Raw genomic sequence first — 17,893 nt, 5'->3', positions numbered from 1 at the left:
TTCCTTATAAATCCTCCAGTTGATATAATTACATCTGCGTACTCTTTTTTGCGAATGCTGAAATTTGGTCATAATACATACTATGAAAGAATGAACGAAGGAGGTTTCACATGACTTACGTAAATGAAATGAAGTCAAAGCACGGCGGGATCACCGCTCACATCGTAAAGACCGAGAAATTTAAAACCGTTTCGCTGACGTTTAAAATGCTGGCTCCTTTAACGAAAGAGCTCGTAACAAAAAGAGCGCTGTTTCCGCATGTGCTTCTGCGCGGAACAGAAAGCCGCCCGAAAACCGCTGATCTGCGGTCTTATTTTGATGAGCTGTACGGCACATCCGTTTCAGCTGATCTGACAAAAAAGGGAGAACGTCATGTCATTACGTTCAGGCTTGAGATTCCTAATGAAAAGTATCTGAAGGACCGCACACCGTTATTGGAAAAAGGCCTTCAGCTTTTATCAGAGCTTGTCTTTTCGCCCGCTTTGGAAAACGGCGCCTTCCTGCCCCTTTATGTCACGCAGGAAAAACGGACGCTGAAACAGCGGATTCAAGCCGTATATGATGATAAGATGAGATATTCTAATCTGCGTCTCGTTCAGGAAATGTGCAAAAGCGAACCGTATGCCCTTCACGTCAACGGCGAGTTCGATGATGTTGAACACATTACACCGCAAGATTTGTATGAAGCTTATCAAAAAGCCATACGCGAAGATCAGCTGGACCTGTATGTCATCGGCGATGTTGATACAGATCAGGTGAAAACGGCCGTTGATACGTATTTTAAAACGGAAGAACGGGAGCTGAAGCCTTTTGAAAGAAGCGCGGCGAATGAACAGCCCGATCCGAAGGAAGTCATTGATGAAGAGGACGTCAAGCAGGGCAAGCTGAATATCGGATTCCGGACCAATACGACATATACAGATCCGGATTATCCTGCATTGCAGGTGTTTAACGGGCTGTTCGGAGGTTTCTCTCATTCAAAGCTGTTTATAAATGTCCGTGAAAAAGCGAGCCTCGCCTATTATGCAGCCTCAAGGGTGGAAAGCTTCAAAGGGCTTTTGATGGTCATGTCGGGCATTGAGGTGAAAAATTACAAGCAGGCCGTCACCATCATTGAAGAACAGTTTCAGGCTATGCAAAACGGTGACTTTTCAGAAGATGATATCGCCCAAACGAAAGCCGTTATTAAAAATCAGGTATTAGAAACCATTGATACGGCATACGGTTTAGCGGAATTTCTGTATCAGCAGGCCTCAGCCCAAGTAGAGATACCGATCGAAAGATTCCTTGACAATATCGAGAAAGTGACAAAAGAGGACATTATCAATGTCGGAAAGAACATTAAGCTGGATACGACTTATTTCTTAAAAGGGACGGGGGGAGCATCTTGACTAAACCGATAAACTTCGAACAGCTTCAGGAAACGCTGTATCATGAAAAAATGGCAAACGGCCTTGATGTCTATGTGCTGCCGAAACAGGGCTTTAATAAAACATACGCCGTGTTTACGACAAAGTACGGTTCCATTGACAATCAATTCGTTCCTTTAAATAAGGAAGAAATGGTACACGTCCCTGACGGAATCGCGCATTTTCTGGAGCATAAACTGTTTGAAAAAGCGGACGGCGACGTGTTTCAGGACTTCAGTAAGCAGGGGGCGTCGGCAAATGCCTTTACATCATTTACACGAACCGCTTATCTGTTCTCCAGCACTTCTAATGTGGAGAAAAACCTGGAAACACTCGTGGATTTTGTTCAGGACCCGTATTTCACGGAAAAATCAGTTGAAAAAGAAAAAGGCATCATCGGCCAGGAAATCAATATGTATGATGATAACCCGGATTGGCGGCTGTTTTTCGGCCTTATCGAAAATATGTATAAAGACCACCCCGTGAAAATTGACATTGCCGGAACGGTGGAGAGCATCTCACATATTACGAAAGATCTGCTGTATGAGTGCTACGAAACGTTTTATCACCCGAGCAATATGCTGCTCTTTATCGTCGGCCCCGTAGATCCTGAAGCGGTCATCAGCCAGGTGCGGAAAAACCAGGAGAAAAAGCCGTTTACAGACCAGCCTGAAATCAAACGTGAAGAAGTTCAGGAGCAGGAAGCGGTCTTCCGCCGGGAGCAGGAGTTAAAAATGAACGTGCAAGGCTCAAAATGTCTTGTCGGCTTAAAGGCGAAAGACCCTTATAAAACGGGGCAGGAGCTGTTGAAGCACGAGCTCAGCATGAACCTCATGCTTGAATGTCTCTTCGGAAAAAGCTCACCGCATTACGGCGACTTGTACGACAAAGGCTACATTGATGAAACCTTCAGCTTTGATTACACGGCTGAATACGGATTCGGTTTTGCCTCTGTCGGAGGAGATACACCGGAGCCGGATAAGCTCGCTGACGAATTAAAACACATGCTGCTTGATGCGGAATCAGCCGTGACTGCGGAAAAACTTGACCTTGCGAGAAAAAAGAAGATCGGGTCATTCTTAAAAGCGCTCAATTCGCCTGAATATATCGCCAACCAATTTACACGCTACGCCTTTTTAGATATGAGTCTGTTTGATGTCGTAACCGTACTGGAGCAGATTACGCTGGAAGACGTAAAGCGGGTCATTAAAGAAGAAATATCAGAAGACAGGCTGACAGTCTGCAAAGTCGTGCCAAAATCATAACAAAAACATCCCTCACGCCCTGAGGGATGTTTTTCTGGGGAAAGAAGGAGTATTGATTGATGAAACAGACAGCGCTCGTAACCGGAGCAAGCGGCGGAATCGGACAAAGTATAAGTGAAGTCCTCGCAAAAAACGGGTATGACGTCCTTTTGCATTATCATTCTAATAAGGAAGCCGCACACAGGCTTGCGGAAAGGCTGAGCGCATCATTCGGCGTAAAAGCCTCCGTTATTCAGGCGGATCTGTCCTCACCGGATGGCGCGGAGACACTCAGCCGTTCCGTTAAGCAGCCTGTGGACGCTCTGATACTAAACAGCGGCAAAAGTCATTTCGGCCTGATTACGGACGTTACGGATGACATGGCGCGGGAGATGGTGCAGCTGCATGTGACGAGTCCGTTTCTTTTGGCGCGTAATCTGGTGCCCGGCATGATCCGGGAAAAAAGCGGGGGCATCGTCGCGATCGGTTCCGTCTGGGGAGAAACAGGCGCATCGTGCGAGGTATTATACAGCATGGTCAAGGGAGCGCAGCATTCGTTCGTCAAAGCGCTTGCCAAAGAGCTTGCTCCGAGCGGCGTCCGCGTGAATGCAGTCTCGCCGGGTGCCGTTGATACAAATATGCTTGATCAGTTCACGTCTGATGAAAAAGAAGCGTTGGCAGAGGAAATTCCCGCGGGCCGGCTGGCAAAGCCGGAGGAAATCGCCGAAGCGGCGGCCTTTTTATTATCGGACAAGGCTTCCTATATTACGGGGCATATATTATCCGTAAACGGCGGCTGGCACTGCTGAAAAAAATGTGTGTATAGTTTGCATCTGTACGGACAAAATAATTTTGTAACAACAGATGAAATGGAGGAACCCAACATGTCAGTATTAGAAAACTGGGATAATTGGAAGAATTTCCTTGGCGACAGATTGAACTATGCGCAGGAAAAAGGGATGAGTGATGAAACGATCACTGACCTCGCTACAGAAATCGGCGGTTACCTTGCGAACGAAGTCGACTCGAAAAACCATCAGGAAAAAGTGCTTGCTGATCTTTGGAGCGTTGCTTCTGAAGATGAACAGCGCGCCATCGCAAATATGATGGTGAAGCTTGTTGAAAATAACAGCACTCATTAAGAGGGGGGATTTCTCCTCTCTTTTTTTATGTTTTCCTCTATAGAGCAACATTCTTCTTTCTAATTAGAGAAAAATGTTTTATGATAAAGGAAGGTAAAAATTTGCCACAATGGAGGGGGTATATCATTTGGCAAAGCTCGAATGGTATTTTGAATATGAAATTCAAGTGAACCGCCCCGGCCTGCTCGGGGATATTTCATCTCTTCTCGGGATGCTGTCAATTAATATTGTCACAATTAACGGTGTCGACCTTTCCAGAAGGGGAATGCTGCTCAGATGCCGGCATATAGATCAAATTAAACGATTGGAATCAATTTTAAAAACAATGGAGACCATTAAAGTAACGAAGCTGAGAGAACCGAGGCTTCGCGACCGTCTCGCAGTCCGCCACGGGAGATACATTCAGCGTGATGCCGATGACAAAAAAACCTTCCGTTTTGAAAGGGACGAGCTCGGTCTTCTGGTTGACTTTATGGCCGAGCTGTTTAAAAAAGAAGGACACAAACTGATCGGAATCCGGGGAATGCCGAGGGTCGGGAAAACGGAGTCCATCGTCGCGTCAAGCGTTTGTGCCAGCAAAAGATGGCTTTTCGTATCATCAACGCTGCTAAAACAAACGATCCGGAGCCAGCTGGTTGCCGATGAATACAGCACGGAAAACGTGTTTATCCTCGACGGCATCGTTTCGACAAGACGGGGATCTGAGCGCCATCTTCAGCTCGTCAGTGAAATTATGCGGCTTCCGGCGACAAAGGTCGTGGAGCACCCCGATATTTTTGTTCAAAATTCGGAGTATACGCTCGATGATTTCGATTATATTATCGAACTCAGAAATGATCCTGACGAAGTCATTACATATGAACATGCAGAAGAACCGCAAATGTTTGATCAGACCGGTTTTTCAAGCTTTGATTTTTAATATTGGAAGGTGTTTGTTGTGACAGAATTAGCAATCCGGCTTAAAGAAGCCAGAGAGGAAAAAGGGATGTCGTTGGATGAACTCCAGGCGGCGACGAAAATTCAGAAAAGATACTTAACCGCTCTGGAAGAAGGCAATTATGACGTCATTCCCGGCAATTTTTATGTGCGGGCGTTTATCAAGCAATACGCTGAAGCTGTCGGGCTTGATTCAGATCAGTTATTTGAAGAATATAAAAAAGACATCCCTAACACGTACCATGACGATGTGTCGGAAAAAATCTCCGGTCTCGCCATGCAAAGGGAGCTTCCTAAGTCCGCTTCAAAGGCGGCGGAATGGCTTCCGACCGTCCTTGTCGTCATCGGTGTCATTATCGTCATCGCGATCATTTATGCGATTATTCAGCTCGGAATGAGCAAATCCGGGCAGACAGACGGAGATAAGGCCGTCACCCAAAGTGAGAGCAAGTATGAGATTCCTAAGGATTCTGCGCTGAAAAATGACGGCAATACAAATGACGAAGCGCAATCTGACAGCAAAAAAGACAAAAAGGACACAAAAGCGTCAGAGCAGAAAAAGAAAGAAAAAAGCAGTGAAAAGACGGAGATCAAAGCGGCCGGAACGGAAGGCTCAGCTTCTTCATACAACGTCTACGGGGCAGATAAGTATAAGCTCGAACTGATTGCTTCTGACAGCGCATGGATCCGCGTCCGTGATGACAGCGGCGGTTCTTTAAAAGAAGGAACGCTGCAAAAAGGCGAAACTTTTAAAAAAGACGTCACGGATCAAAAGCAGATTGAAATCCGCACGGGCTATGCCCCTAACCTGAAAATTAAAATCAACGGAGAGGTTCTGTCCTATGAACTCAATCCGCATGATGTGATGGCGCAGACCATCACAATCAAGATGAAAAAATAAAAGGGGAAAAAGTCATCTGAACGATTAAGATGACTTTTTCTTCACGTCCGAGTACATATTATTGGAGGGGCTTTATGTTTAACTTACCGAATAAAATCACACTGGCAAGAATCGCTTTAATTCCTGTATTTATGATTATCATGCTTGTTCCTTTTCAGTGGGGCAGCGTTCATATAGGGGATGAATCGATTCCGGTCGCGCATCTTACGGGAGCTGTTTTATTCATTATCGCATCAACGACTGACTGGGTGGATGGCTACTACGCCAGAAAACTGAACCTCGTGACAAACTTCGGGAAATTTTTAGATCCGCTGGCTGACAAACTGCTGGTATCCGCGGCATTAATTACGCTTGTGCAGTTTGACCTTGCGCCGGCGTGGATGGTCATCATCATCATCAGCCGCGAATTTGCCGTAACGGGATTAAGACTTGTGCTGGCGGGAACGGGGGAAGTTGTAGCCGCCAATATGCTGGGGAAAATTAAAACATGGGCTCAGATCATCGCTGTTGCCGCGCTATTGCTGCATAATCTTCCGTTTGAGCTCGTTTCTTTCCCGTTCGGCGATATCGCTTTATGGGTGGCCGTGCTCTTCACAGTCATTTCCGGCTGGGAGTATTTTGCGAAGAACTGGGATGCGTTAAAAACATCTAACTAAGAAAGAAGGACTTAAAGATGGAAATAGCAAAAAAAGCAGAAATCATTGCAGTCGGCTCGGAGCTTCTGCTAGGCCAGATCGCCAATACGAACGCGCAGTTTATCAGTAAAGAGCTGGCGGAAATCGGTGTAAACGTGTTTTATCATACCGCTGTCGGTGACAATCCGGAGCGGCTTAAGCAAGTCATCCGCATTGCCGAAGAGCGCTCAGACCTGATTATTTTTTCAGGCGGCCTCGGACCGACCAAGGACGATTTGACGAAAGAAACCATTGCAAACACACTGGGGCGCCCGCTCGTTCTGAATGACGAAGCGTTCCGGTCGATCGAAGAATATTTCGCGAAAACAAAACGGACCATGTCGCCGAATAACCGCAAACAGGCGCTCGTCATTGAGGGCTCAGACGTTTTGGCGAATCATTTCGGCATGGCGCCGGGAATGCTTGCAGAGCACGGTTCAAGGCTTTATATGCTGCTTCCCGGGCCGCCGAGCGAGCTGCGTCCGATGTTTGAAAATGAAGCGAAGCCGCTGCTTCTTAAAAAGCTCGGTTCTAATGAGAAAATCGTTTCAACCGTGCTGCGGTTTTTCGGAATCGGTGAATCCCAGCTTGAAGCTGATTTAGAAGATATCATTGATGCGCAGACGAACCCGACGATTGCGCCGCTCGCTGCTGACGGCGAGGTCACGCTGCGTTTAACGGCGAAACATGCTGACGAAAAAGAAACAGAACGGCTTTTAAAAGAAACGGAAGCCGCCATTTTAGAACGTGTCGGTGAATTTTTCTACGGATATGATGATACGTCTCTGGTGAAGGAGCTTTCAAAAGCATGCAGACAAAACAAAATCACGATTTCTTCTGCAGAAAGCTTTACAGGCGGCCTGTTTTCAGAGTGGGTGACTGATTTAAGCGGTGCGTCTCAACTATTTGCAGGGGGTGTTGTCTGTTATTCCGACAGCGTGAAACAGCATGTGCTCGGCGTGAAAGCTGAGACGCTCGCAGAAAGCGGAGCGGTCAGCAAAGAGTGTGCGAAAGAGCTTGCAGCCGGTGTGAGAAAGCTGACCGGAAGCGATATCGGCATCAGCTTTACCGGGGTTGCGGGTCCCGACCCGCAGGAAGGGCATGCGCCGGGCCGCGTCTTTATCGGCATTTCGGCGGAAGGAAAAGAAGAGGTCCACGAATTTAACTTTGCCGGCTCAAGAACCGGAATCAGAAAGCGCGCCGCTAAATACGGCTGCCATCTCATTTTGAAAATGCTGGATCAAAAATAAAGTTTTAAAGAGGCGATTTCTCTGATTTTTAAGTTTTACAAAGGAAATTATGCTCTTTTGCAGAAAAGCGAACGCGGAAAAAATCCGAATATGCGTTCGCTTTTTTCTTGGCAAATGCCAGTAAACAAGGTATAGTATATGTAGTGGCAAGATAAAGGAGGAAAAAATAAATGAGTGATCGTCAGGCAGCCTTAGATATGGCTCTTAAGCAAATAGAAAAACAATTCGGCAAAGGTTCCATCATGAAGCTCGGAGAAAAAACAGATACAAGAATTTCAACGGTGCCAAGCGGTTCCCTTGCACTTGATACCGCTCTCGGAATAGGCGGATACCCGCGCGGACGGATTATTGAAGTATACGGACCTGAAAGCTCAGGTAAAACGACTGTAGCGCTTCACGCAATCGCTGAGGTTCAGGAAAAAGGCGGACAGGCAGCATTTATTGATGCTGAGCATGCTCTTGATCCTGTTTACGCGCAAAAGCTCGGTGTCAATATCGAAGAGCTTCTGCTTTCTCAGCCGGATACGGGAGAGCAGGCGCTAGAGATTGCTGAAGCGCTGGTGCGAAGCGGAGCTGTTGATATCGTAGTCGTTGACTCTGTTGCGGCGCTTGTTCCAAAAGCTGAAATTGAAGGTGACATGGGTGATTCACACGTCGGTTTACAGGCGCGTCTCATGTCTCAGGCGCTCCGTAAGCTTTCCGGCGCCATCAATAAATCTAAAACAATCGCAATCTTTATTAACCAGATTCGTGAAAAAGTCGGCGTTATGTTCGGAAATCCGGAGACGACACCGGGCGGCCGCGCGCTGAAATTCTATTCTTCCGTGCGCCTTGAAGTGCGCCGTGCCGAGCAATTAAAGCAGGGCAACGACGTCATGGGGAATAAAACGAGAATTAAAGTCGTAAAAAACAAAGTCGCTCCTCCGTTCCGTACGGCTGAAGTGGACATTATGTACGGTGAAGGAATCTCCAAAGAAGGGGAAATCATCGACCTTGGAACTGAACTGGATATCGTGCAAAAAAGCGGTTCGTGGTATTCTTATGAAGAAGAACGGCTCGGCCAAGGCCGTGAAAACGCCAAGCAGTTCTTAAAAGAAAATAAAGACATCATGCTGATGATTCAGGAACAAATCCGTGAATATTACGGTTTAGACAATAACGGTGTAACGGACAAAGCGGAAGAAGTTCAGGAAGAGATGGAATTAGAAGAATAAAAACACGATCAAAAGAGCGGAATAAGCAATTTCCGCTCTTTTTTTTGTGTGTTTCAAAAAACACTGGCTGTTTCGGAAAATTTTATCTGGAATGTTACAACTTTTTTCACCCTTCACTCGTCTAACATCATGGCGAAAGTTGAAATTATATCTGAGGAGGAAAAAAGATGACGAGCCCCCGCCGCACAAGAATAAATAAAAAAAGAAAGAAGAAGCTGATGAAAACGGGAGGGCTGTTTCTTTTTCTGCTGCTTGTTACTGTTTTTATTATGATCTGGACCGTCACAGCGTATCACCGGGAGAAGGAATCCGTTAAAAACGCTCCCGCCGCTCAATCTGATACTTCAAAAGACCAGACTCAACAGAAAAAAGAAAAGACGCAAAAAGAGAAAACACCTAAATCAATCGATCACAATAAACAGATCAGCAATTACTTGCAACAGATCGGGTTCAGCGGCACAGCAATGATCGTAAAAGATGGAAAAGTTGTGCTGAAAAAAGGCTTTGGCTATGCGGACCGAAAACAAAAAATTAAAAACAATCCGGAGACATCATATTATATCGGTTCTTCACAAAAAGCGTTAATCGCGACGGCTGTCCTGCAGCTTGAAGAAAAAGGGCTGCTGCAGACGAGTGAGCCCGTCAGTACATACTTGCCGAATTTTCCTAACGGCACGCGCATCACATTGAAAAACCTGCTCAATCATACGTCCGGCATAAACGGGCATATTGAGGGTCAGGGACCGATTTCTCCAATTGATTTAATCAAGGATATAGAATACCGCGGAATTAAACGGCAGCCCGGGGTTTGGGATTACAGGGATTCCAACTATTCAGTGCTTGCTTATATCGTATCTCAGGTCAGCGGGGAGTCTTATGAACAATATATAAAAGAACACGTGTTCAAACCGGCCGGAATGAAGCATGCCGGATTTTACAAAACATTTGCCAAAGCCAAATATCCTGCCGTCGGCTACAAAGTCGATGAGAGCGGCAGTCTTGTAACGCCGCACCTTTTGGACTTATCGCAGCTGTACGGGGCGGGCGACATGTATATGAGCGCTGAAGATCTCTATAAATTTGATAAATCGATCGTAAACGGCACGCTCCTTTCAAAAGCAAGCTTCACAAAAATGTTTACAGCAGGAAGCAGTGCCGCTTACGGCATGGGGTTTTACATTGATCCGGGAAGCTATTCCAATCACGGTGTTATGCCCGGTTACAACATTTTGAACAGCTTCAACCATTCGGCAAGCAAATATGTCATTTTACTGTCAAATATTCAGAATAACGCCAAATTAGGACAGGTAAACAATAGAATTTACCAATTGCTTAACCAGGCGGACTAACAGAGCCGTCATTCACGAAAAGCGGATGAAGATATGGTATGATATATACATGGTGAAGATTCAAAGCTGGAGGCGAATCGTTAAGCTGGCAAGCTTGACAAGTATTTCCGACACAATTACAATGAAGTTGTAACATTTGTTTTTTTAACATGATTGTTAAACCATTTAAACTTGACAAGGGCATGAGAGACTCATTCCCTGTGAAGGTTCTGTATGTTGAGAAAATCAGACAATGTACATGCCGGCACTTATTTAAGCAAAAACCAAGTTCATAGCAAGAGGAGGTGAAAGTATGACCCCAATGACGGTTCTCATCTCCATTTTGCTGACTCTGCTCGGTTTAGTTGTTGGCTACTATGTTCGTAAAACCATTGCCGAAGCAAAGATTGCGGGCGCACGCGGTGCTGCCGAGCAAATCCTTGAAGATGCAAAGCGTGATGCTGAAGCACTGAAAAAAGAAGCTCTGCTTGAAGCAAAGGACGAAATCCATACACTTCGAATAGATGCTGAACAGGAAGTTCGTGAAAGACGAAATGAGCTTCAAAAACAAGAAAACCGTTTACTTCAAAAAGAAGAAAATCTTGACCGTAAACATGAAGGAATTGATAAACGGGAAGCGATGTTGGAGAAGAAAGATCATTCTCTGAATGAACGACAACAACATATTGAAGAGATGGAAAGCAAAGTGGATGAGATGATTCGTATGCAGCAGTCAGAACTCGAACGCATTTCGAGCCTGACACGGGATGAAGCGAAACAAATCATTCTTGACCGGGTTGAAAATGAGCTTTCACATGACATCGCCATCATGACAAAAGAAACCGAAAACCGTGCGAAAGAAGAGGCAGATAAAAAGGCGAAAAACATTCTGTCGCTTGCTTTGCAGCGCTGTGCAGCAGATCATGTTGCCGAAACGACGGTATCGGTCGTCAATCTTCCGAATGATGAGATGAAAGGACGTATCATCGGGCGTGAAGGGCGTAACATTCGTACGCTTGAAACGCTTACAGGTATTGACCTGATTATTGATGACACACCTGAAGCAGTCATTCTTTCCGGATTTGATCCGATCAGACGGGAGACGGCAAGAATCGCTCTTGATAAACTCGTTCAGGATGGCCGTATTCACCCGGCGCGCATTGAAGAAATGGTTGAAAAATCCCGCCGTGAGGTTGATGACTATATCCGGGAAATGGGTGAGCAGACGACGTTTGAAGTCGGCGTTCACGGACTCCACCCGGATCTGATCAAGATCCTCGGCCGGTTGAAATTCCGTACAAGCTACGGGCAGAACGTACTGAAACATTCTATGGAAGTTGCGTTTTTAGCCGGTTTAATGGCTTCCGAGCTTGGAGAAGATGCAAAGCTTGCCAAGCGGGCCGGTCTTCTGCATGACATCGGAAAAGCAATTGACCATGAAGTGGAAGGAAGCCACGTGGAAATCGGAGTGGAGCTTGCGACCAAATATAAAGAGCATCCAGTCGTCATTAACAGTATTGCGTCACACCACGGAGACGAAGAGCCGACTTCCATTATCGCCGTTCTTGTCGCTGCCGCTGATGCATTGTCAGCCGCAAGACCGGGCGCGAGAAGTGAAACGCTCGAAAACTATATCCGCAGACTTGAAAAGCTTGAAGAAATCTCCGAGTCTTACGAAGGTGTTGAAAAATCATTTGCGATTCAGGCCGGCCGTGAAGTTCGCATCATGGTCAAGCCGGACTCCATTAATGATTTAGAAGCCCATCGTTTGGCACGTGATATCCGTAAACGAATTGAGGACGAGCTTGATTATCCGGGCCACATTAAAGTGACCGTAATCAGAGAAACTCGAGCCGTAGAGTATGCAAAATAAAGTGATGCTTAGCGCATCACTTTATTTTTTTGAGTCCCTGAAAAGGAAGGAATGGAATGTATGAGAATTTTATTTATCGGAGATGTTGTCGGTTCCCCGGGCCGCGACATGGTAAAAGAATATGTCCCGAAACTGAAAGCGAAACATAAACCGCATTTTACAATTATTAATGGAGAAAATGCAGCACACGGAAAAGGACTGACAGAAAAGATCTACCACAGCCTGATGGAAGCGGGAGCAGATGCCATTACAATGGGAAACCATACGTGGGATAAAAGAGAGATCTTCGACTTTATTGATGATGTGCCGGATCTTGTCCGGCCGGCGAATTTCCCGGAAGGTACGCCGGGCAAAGGCATTACTTATATTAAATCGAACGGAAAAGAGCTTGCCGTCATTAATTTACAGGGACGGACGTTTCTTCCGCCGCTTGATGATCCGTTTGCTAAAGCGGATGAATTAATAGAAGAAGCAAAAAAGCGCACGCCGTACATTTTTATTGATTTTCACGCCGAAGCGACAAGCGAAAAAATTGCGATCGGCTGGTACACAGACGGAAGAGCCTCTGCCGTGGTAGGCACCCATACACACGTGCAAACGGCAGATAACCGCATTTTGCCGAAAGGAACGGCATATATTACTGATGTAGGCATGACGGGTCCGTACGACGGAATTCTCGGTATGGACAGAGAAACGGTCATCAAGCGGTTTAAAACCAATCTTCCTGTCCGGTTTACGGTGGCGGAAGGTAAAACTACGCTGAGCGGAGTGCTCATTGACATCGACGATCAAACGAAAAAGGCCGTAAATATCGAACGGATATTAATCAATGATGACCATATGTTCTTTGAATAGGTGATCATGTGTTTATTTTATAAAAATATTAAAAGGAAAAGCAGGAATATAGCAACTTCTTAGTGAATATAGTAAAAATGGAAGGTAGCCCGCTATTTTTGAAAAGCATTGTGGGGATGGCTTTTTGGATAGCAACATCTAATAATGATTGTTCTAATGAACACTCACTTATCCATTGTAAAACTAAGGGGGAGCAGAAATGGAAATCTTAAAAGTTTCAGCAAAATCAAGTCCAAATTCAGTAGCAGGCGCGCTTGCCGGTGTATTGAGGGAACGCGGAGCCGCCGAAATTCAAGCAATTGGGGCGGGTGCCTTAAATCAGGCTGTTAAAGCGGTTGCGATTGCCAGAGGCTTTGTCGCGCCAAGCGGCGTAGATTTGATTTGTATTCCGGCTTTTACAGATATACAGATTGACGGAGAAGAAAGAACGGCGATTAAGTTAATCGTCGAACCCCGTTAAAAACAAAAACATGACATTCTCAACCTGCTTGCGTAAGGCGAGCGGGTTGTTTTTATTGTTGTCATATTTTCTCACAATATTATATTGATAGTACGAAGAGATGATAAATGGCTTTATTCATATAATATTCAAAAAAATCATGCCCATTTTTCCGGACGGAAGCAGTTGTTTTCTTGGAGTGGACACTGGTATTTACCTCCTTTTTATCTCATGTTACAATCCAGTTATTACAGTGTTTTTTCGAGGAGGAGTGTACATGTTGGGAGGAAAGATGAAAGCTATCGTCAAAAATGAAAACGCTTTCGGAGCAACTCTTAAAGAAATTCCCATACCTTCCATAAATGAGAATGAAGTTCTCATTAAAGTACAGGCCGCATCTATATGCGGTACAGATGTGCATATTTATAATTGGGATCAATGGGCGCAGAAACGAATCAAAACACCTCAAGTATTCGGACATGAATTCAGCGGTATCGTAGCGGAAACGGGCAAGCACGTCACAAATGTCAAAATAGGTGACTATGTTTCGGCTGAAACCCACTTCGTCTGCGGTACTTGTGTCCCTTGTTTAACAGGAAAACATCATGTGTGCACCCATACAAAGATCCTCGGCGTAGATACAGCGGGTTCCTTCGCTGAATATGTCAAAGTGCCGGCTCGAAATGTTTGGAAAAATCCCGCTGATATGGACCCCGCCGTCGCTTCTGTTCAAGAGCCGCTTGGCAACGCGGTGCATACGGTGCTGGAAAGCAGCCGGCTTGCGGGCGGTTCCGCTGCAATTATCGGCTGCGGACCGATCGGGCTGATGGCGGTGGCAGTGGCTAAAGCGGCCGGTGCATCCCGTATTGCGGCCATTGATAAAAATGATTACAGGCTGGCTCTTGCGAAGAAATTGGGAGCCACGATCACCATTTCAGCTGATAAGGAAGATCCGCTTGAGGTGATCGACACCTTAACAGGCGGAGAAGGGATCGACCTTGTCTGCGAAATGTCAGGCCACCCGGCAGCTATCGCACAAGGATTAAAGATGGCGGCCAACGGGGGAAGGTTCCATATGCTGAGTCTGCCGGAACGTCCGGTGACGGTTGATCTGACAAATGACGTGGTGTTTAAAGGACTTACCGTCCAAGGCATCACAGGCAGAAAAATGTTTGAAACATGGCGGCAGGTATCGCACCTGCTTGAATCCGGCCTTGTTGATCTGACGCCGGTGATCACGCATCAGTTTCCGCTTGAAGACTTTGAAAAAGGGTTTGACCTGATGAGAAAGGGTCAGTGCGGCAAAGTCATTTTGATTCCATAAGGGGAGGGTTCTATAATGAAAGAATTTGAATTTCTAAAAGCCGAGCTTGATAAAATGAAAGAAAATAAAACGTGGCAGCAAATGAAACAAATTGAAACGAAGCAGGGTCCGTCGGTGGAAGTCAAAGGGGAAAATGTGATACAGCTTTCATCGAACAATTATCTCGGTTTGACGTCGCATCCAAGGCTTGTCGAAGCGGCTAAACGCGCCGCGGAAGAATTCGGAGCGGGTACCGGGTCCGTCCGGACAATCGCCGGAACATTCACAATGCACAATGAGCTTGAGAAGAAATTGGCAAACTTTAAAAAAACAGAAGCGGCACTTGTTTTTCAATCGGGGTTCACAACGAATCAGGGCGTCTTATCAAGCATTCTTACAAAAGAGGATATCGTGATCTCTGACGAACTGAACCATGCTTCCATCATTGACGGGATCAGGCTGACGAAAGCAGATAAAAAGGTGTACCGCCATGTTGATATGGACGATTTGGAAAGGGTGCTGAAAAAATCAATGAATTACCGCATGCGCCTGATCGTCACCGACGGCGTATTCTCAATGGACGGCAACATCGCTCCTTTGCCTGACATCGTCAAACTTGCAGAGGCGTACGATGCCTTTGTAATGGTCGACGACGCGCATGCTTCCGGCGTACTCGGAAAAAACGGAAGGGGAACGGTTAATCACTTCGGGCTTGACGGAAGAGTCCACATACAGGTGGGCACATTAAGCAAAGCCATCGGAGTGCTTGGCGGTTACGCCGCGGGATCGCAGGTTCTGATCGATTACCTGCGCCATAAAGGGCGTCCTTTCTTATTCAGCACTTCTCATCCGCCTGCGGTAACGGCCGCATGCATAGAAGCCATTGACGTCCTGCTGGAAGAGCCTGAGCATATGGAAAAGCTATGGGAGAACACGGCGTATTTCAAAGACAAACTGGTTCAAATGGGGCTGACCCTTACAAAAAGCGAAACACCGATCGTGCCGATATTAATAGGGGAGGAAGAAAAAGCCCAGGCATTATCAGACCATTTATTGACCCGCGGCGTCTTTGCACAAAGCATCGTGTATCCGACGGTCGCCCAAGGAAAAGCGAGAATCCGCACCATTATTACGGCGGAGCATACAAAAGAGGAGCTTGACCGGGCCCTGGAAGTAATCCGTTCAGCCGCAAAAGAGCTTCAGCTTGTGTAAGGGGGAAATGATTCCCTCTTTTTTATTTCTTATTGATTCTTATTCTCAATAAGGTGTACAATAATAGGCTGGCGGTTGTGCCAAACGCTTTTAACCAGTATACTTGAGGGTGGAAGTTTCGGTTGAAAGGAGACATTCGAACATGAATGAAAAGCAAAAGCAGGAAAGCGGACAAGTGAATCCGGCGGACAAAAAATCCGAAAAGGATTACAGCAAGTATTTTGAAGCCGTATATATTCCGCCTTCTTTAAAAGATGCGAAAAAACGGGGCAAAGAATCCGTTCAATATCATAACGATTTTAAAATCTCAGAAGAATTTAAAGGCCTCGGTGAAGGCAGGAAATTTTATATCCGCACGTACGGATGCCAAATGAACGAGCATGATACGGAAGTCATGGCGGGTATTTTTATGGCGCTCGGTTATGAAGCGACAAATTCGGTTGATGACGCGAACGTTATTTTATTAAACACTTGCGCTATCCGGGAAAATGCTGAAAACAAAGTGTTCGGAGAGCTCGGCCATTTAAAGGCGCTCAAAAAAAATAACCCGGACCTGATTCTCGGCGTCTGCGGCTGCATGTCACAGGAAGAATCAGTCGTAAACCGCATCCTTAAGAAGCACCCGTTTGTCGATATGATTTTCGGCACGCACAACATTCACCGTCTGCCGGAACTGTTATCAGAGGCATATTTATCAAAAGAGATGGTTATTGAAGTGTGGTCGAAGGAAGGGGATGTCATTGAAAACCTTCCGAAAGTCCGCAATGGAAAAATTAAAGGCTGGGTCAACATTATGTACGGCTGTGACAAGTTCTGCACATACTGCATCGTACCGTATACCCGCGGAAAAGAACGAAGCCGCCGTCCTGAGGAAATTATTCAGGAAGTCAGAAGACTTGCAAGTGAAGGCTATAAAGAAATCACGTTGCTCGGTCAAAACGTGAATGCGTACGGAAAAGATTTTGAGGATATGACGTACGGTCTCGGTGATTTAATGGACGAACTGCGTAAAATTGATATTCCGAGAATCCGATTCACGACGAGTCATCCGCGTGACTTTGATGATCATCTGATCGAGGTGCTCGCCAAAGGCGGCAACCTTCTTGACCATATCCATCTTCCGGTTCAATCAGGAAGCTCAGCGATGTTAAAAATGATGGCGCGCAAATATGACAGAGAACGCTATCTGGAGCTTGTCGGAAAAATTAAAGCGGCGATGCCGAACGCTTCACTGACGACCGATATTATTGTCGGTTTTCCGAATGAAACCGATGAACAATTTGAAGAAACGCTCTCGTTATATCGCGAAGTGGAATTTGACAGCGCATATACGTTTATTTACTCTCCTCGTGAAGGCACGCCGGCAGCGAAGATGAAAGACAATGTTCCGATGAGGGTCAAGAAAGAACGTCTTCAGCGACTCAATGATTTGGTGAAAGAAATTTCAGCCAAAAAAATGAAGGAATATGAAGGCAGGACTGTCGAAGTATTAGTTGAGGGAGAAAGTAAAAATAACCCTGACATTCTTGCCGGCTATACGGAAAAAAGCAAGCTCGTCAACTTCAAAGGGCCGAAAGACGCCATCGGCAAGATTGTACGCGTCAAAATCGAACAGGCGAAAACATGGTCGCTTGACGGTGTGATGGCAGGAGAAGCAATCGAGGTGAAATAATAATGACGCTTTACTCAAAGAAAGACATTGTACAGCAGGCAAGGAACCTTGCGAAAATGATTTCTGAAACAGAAGAAGTCGATTTTTTCAAACGCGCCGAGGCGCAGATTAACGAAAATGAAAAAGTCTCTGCGATTATTAATCAGATTAAAACCCTGCAAAAGCAAGCCGTTAACCTGAAGCACTACGAAAAGCTTGAAGCGCTGAAACAAGTGGAAAGTAAAATTGACGCCCTGCAGGAAGAGCTTGAAGGGATTCCGATCATTCAGGAATTCAGAGATTCCCAGATTGAGGTCAATGACCTTCTTCAGCTTGTCGCACATACGATCTCAAATCAGGTGACAAACGAAATCATTACATCTACCGGAGGCAACCTGCTGACGGGAGAAACCGGTTCAAAAGTAAAACATTCGAATAACAGCTGTTCTATTTAAACACGTG

The 17,893-nt window shown here is 45.8% G+C and carries 17 protein-coding genes; all 17 read left to right on the top strand.

Annotated features, from left to right (window positions below; all coding sequences use genetic code 11):
* The first annotated feature begins 110 nt into the window (after positions 1-110).
* The 17 genes from yfmF (at position 111) to OTK50_RS00875 (ending at position 17,886) form a co-directional block, all read left to right on the top strand.
* Positions 111-1,391, top strand: a complete 1,281-nt coding sequence (gene yfmF, locus OTK50_RS00955; protein WP_007611492.1) for an EF-P 5-aminopentanol modification-associated protein YfmF — start codon at positions 111-113, stop codon at positions 1,389-1,391.
* Positions 1,388-2,674, top strand: coding sequence for an EF-P 5-aminopentanol modification-associated protein YfmH (gene yfmH / locus OTK50_RS00950; protein WP_029973455.1), 1,287 nt, complete (start codon positions 1,388-1,390; stop codon positions 2,672-2,674). The genes yfmF and yfmH overlap by 4 nt, the downstream gene beginning before the upstream one ends.
* A gap of 59 nt (positions 2,675-2,733) precedes the next feature.
* Positions 2,734-3,462, top strand: a complete 729-nt coding sequence (gene ymfI / locus OTK50_RS00945) for an elongation factor P 5-aminopentanone reductase (protein ID WP_014417800.1) — start codon at positions 2,734-2,736, stop codon at positions 3,460-3,462.
* A 75-nt stretch (positions 3,463-3,537) separates the two neighbouring features.
* Positions 3,538-3,795 carry a DUF3243 domain-containing protein gene (locus OTK50_RS00940; RefSeq protein ID WP_003154150.1) on the top strand — a complete coding sequence of 86 codons (258 nt, stop codon included), beginning with the start codon at positions 3,538-3,540 and terminating at the stop codon, positions 3,793-3,795.
* A 127-nt stretch (positions 3,796-3,922) separates the two neighbouring features.
* Positions 3,923-4,714, top strand: a complete 792-nt coding sequence (locus tag OTK50_RS00935; RefSeq protein WP_003154149.1) for a DUF3388 domain-containing protein — start codon at positions 3,923-3,925, stop codon at positions 4,712-4,714.
* An 18-nt stretch (positions 4,715-4,732) separates the two neighbouring features.
* Positions 4,733-5,632 (top strand): helix-turn-helix domain-containing protein, encoded by a 900-nt coding sequence (locus tag OTK50_RS00930; protein WP_224224272.1) that lies wholly within the window; start codon positions 4,733-4,735, stop codon positions 5,630-5,632.
* A 74-nt stretch (positions 5,633-5,706) separates the two neighbouring features.
* Positions 5,707-6,288, top strand: coding sequence for a CDP-diacylglycerol--glycerol-3-phosphate 3-phosphatidyltransferase (gene pgsA, locus OTK50_RS00925; protein WP_007611521.1), 582 nt, complete (start codon positions 5,707-5,709; stop codon positions 6,286-6,288).
* Between the two features lie 17 nt (positions 6,289-6,305).
* On the top strand, positions 6,306-7,556 hold the full coding sequence (locus OTK50_RS00920) for a competence/damage-inducible protein A (protein ID WP_032874945.1): 1,251 nt from the start codon (positions 6,306-6,308) through the stop codon (positions 7,554-7,556).
* A 170-nt stretch (positions 7,557-7,726) separates the two neighbouring features.
* On the top strand, positions 7,727-8,770 hold the full coding sequence (recA, locus tag OTK50_RS00915; RefSeq protein ID WP_003154145.1) for a recombinase RecA: 1,044 nt from the start codon (positions 7,727-7,729) through the stop codon (positions 8,768-8,770).
* Between the two features lie 167 nt (positions 8,771-8,937).
* On the top strand, positions 8,938-10,119 hold the full coding sequence (locus OTK50_RS00910; protein WP_224224273.1) for a serine hydrolase domain-containing protein: 1,182 nt from the start codon (positions 8,938-8,940) through the stop codon (positions 10,117-10,119).
* A gap of 292 nt (positions 10,120-10,411) precedes the next feature.
* Positions 10,412-11,971 carry a ribonuclease Y gene (gene rny / locus OTK50_RS00905; RefSeq protein WP_003154140.1) on the top strand — a complete coding sequence of 520 codons (1,560 nt, stop codon included), beginning with the start codon at positions 10,412-10,414 and terminating at the stop codon, positions 11,969-11,971.
* Positions 11,972-12,031: 60 nt separating this feature from the next.
* On the top strand, positions 12,032-12,826 hold the full coding sequence (locus tag OTK50_RS00900; protein WP_224224274.1) for a TIGR00282 family metallophosphoesterase: 795 nt from the start codon (positions 12,032-12,034) through the stop codon (positions 12,824-12,826).
* Between the two features lie 199 nt (positions 12,827-13,025).
* Positions 13,026-13,286, top strand: a complete 261-nt coding sequence (gene spoVS / locus OTK50_RS00895; RefSeq protein WP_003154135.1) for a stage V sporulation protein SpoVS — start codon at positions 13,026-13,028, stop codon at positions 13,284-13,286.
* 256 nt (positions 13,287-13,542) lie between these two features.
* Positions 13,543-14,589, top strand: coding sequence for an L-threonine 3-dehydrogenase (tdh, locus tag OTK50_RS00890; RefSeq protein ID WP_007611527.1), 1,047 nt, complete (start codon positions 13,543-13,545; stop codon positions 14,587-14,589).
* Positions 14,590-14,601: 12 nt separating this feature from the next.
* A complete protein-coding gene (locus tag OTK50_RS00885) occupies positions 14,602-15,780 on the top strand; it encodes a glycine C-acetyltransferase (protein WP_130570989.1) in 1,179 nt (392 codons plus the stop codon).
* A gap of 142 nt (positions 15,781-15,922) precedes the next feature.
* Entirely contained in the window at positions 15,923-17,452 is a 1,530-nt protein-coding gene (gene miaB / locus OTK50_RS00880; RefSeq protein WP_003154116.1) for a tRNA (N6-isopentenyl adenosine(37)-C2)-methylthiotransferase MiaB, read from the top strand.
* Between the two features lie 2 nt (positions 17,453-17,454).
* A complete protein-coding gene (locus OTK50_RS00875; protein WP_003154113.1) occupies positions 17,455-17,886 on the top strand; it encodes a RicAFT regulatory complex protein RicA family protein in 432 nt (143 codons plus the stop codon).
* Positions 17,887-17,893: the final 7 nt, after the last annotated feature.

The sequence above is a fragment of the Bacillus sp. NEAU-CP5 genome (assembly GCF_026420705.1).
Taxonomy (GTDB): Bacteria; Bacillota; Bacilli; order Bacillales; family Bacillaceae; genus Bacillus; species Bacillus velezensis.
The sequence above is the reverse complement of the archived record's forward strand: the minus strand, read 5'-3'. Positions and strand labels throughout refer to the sequence as shown.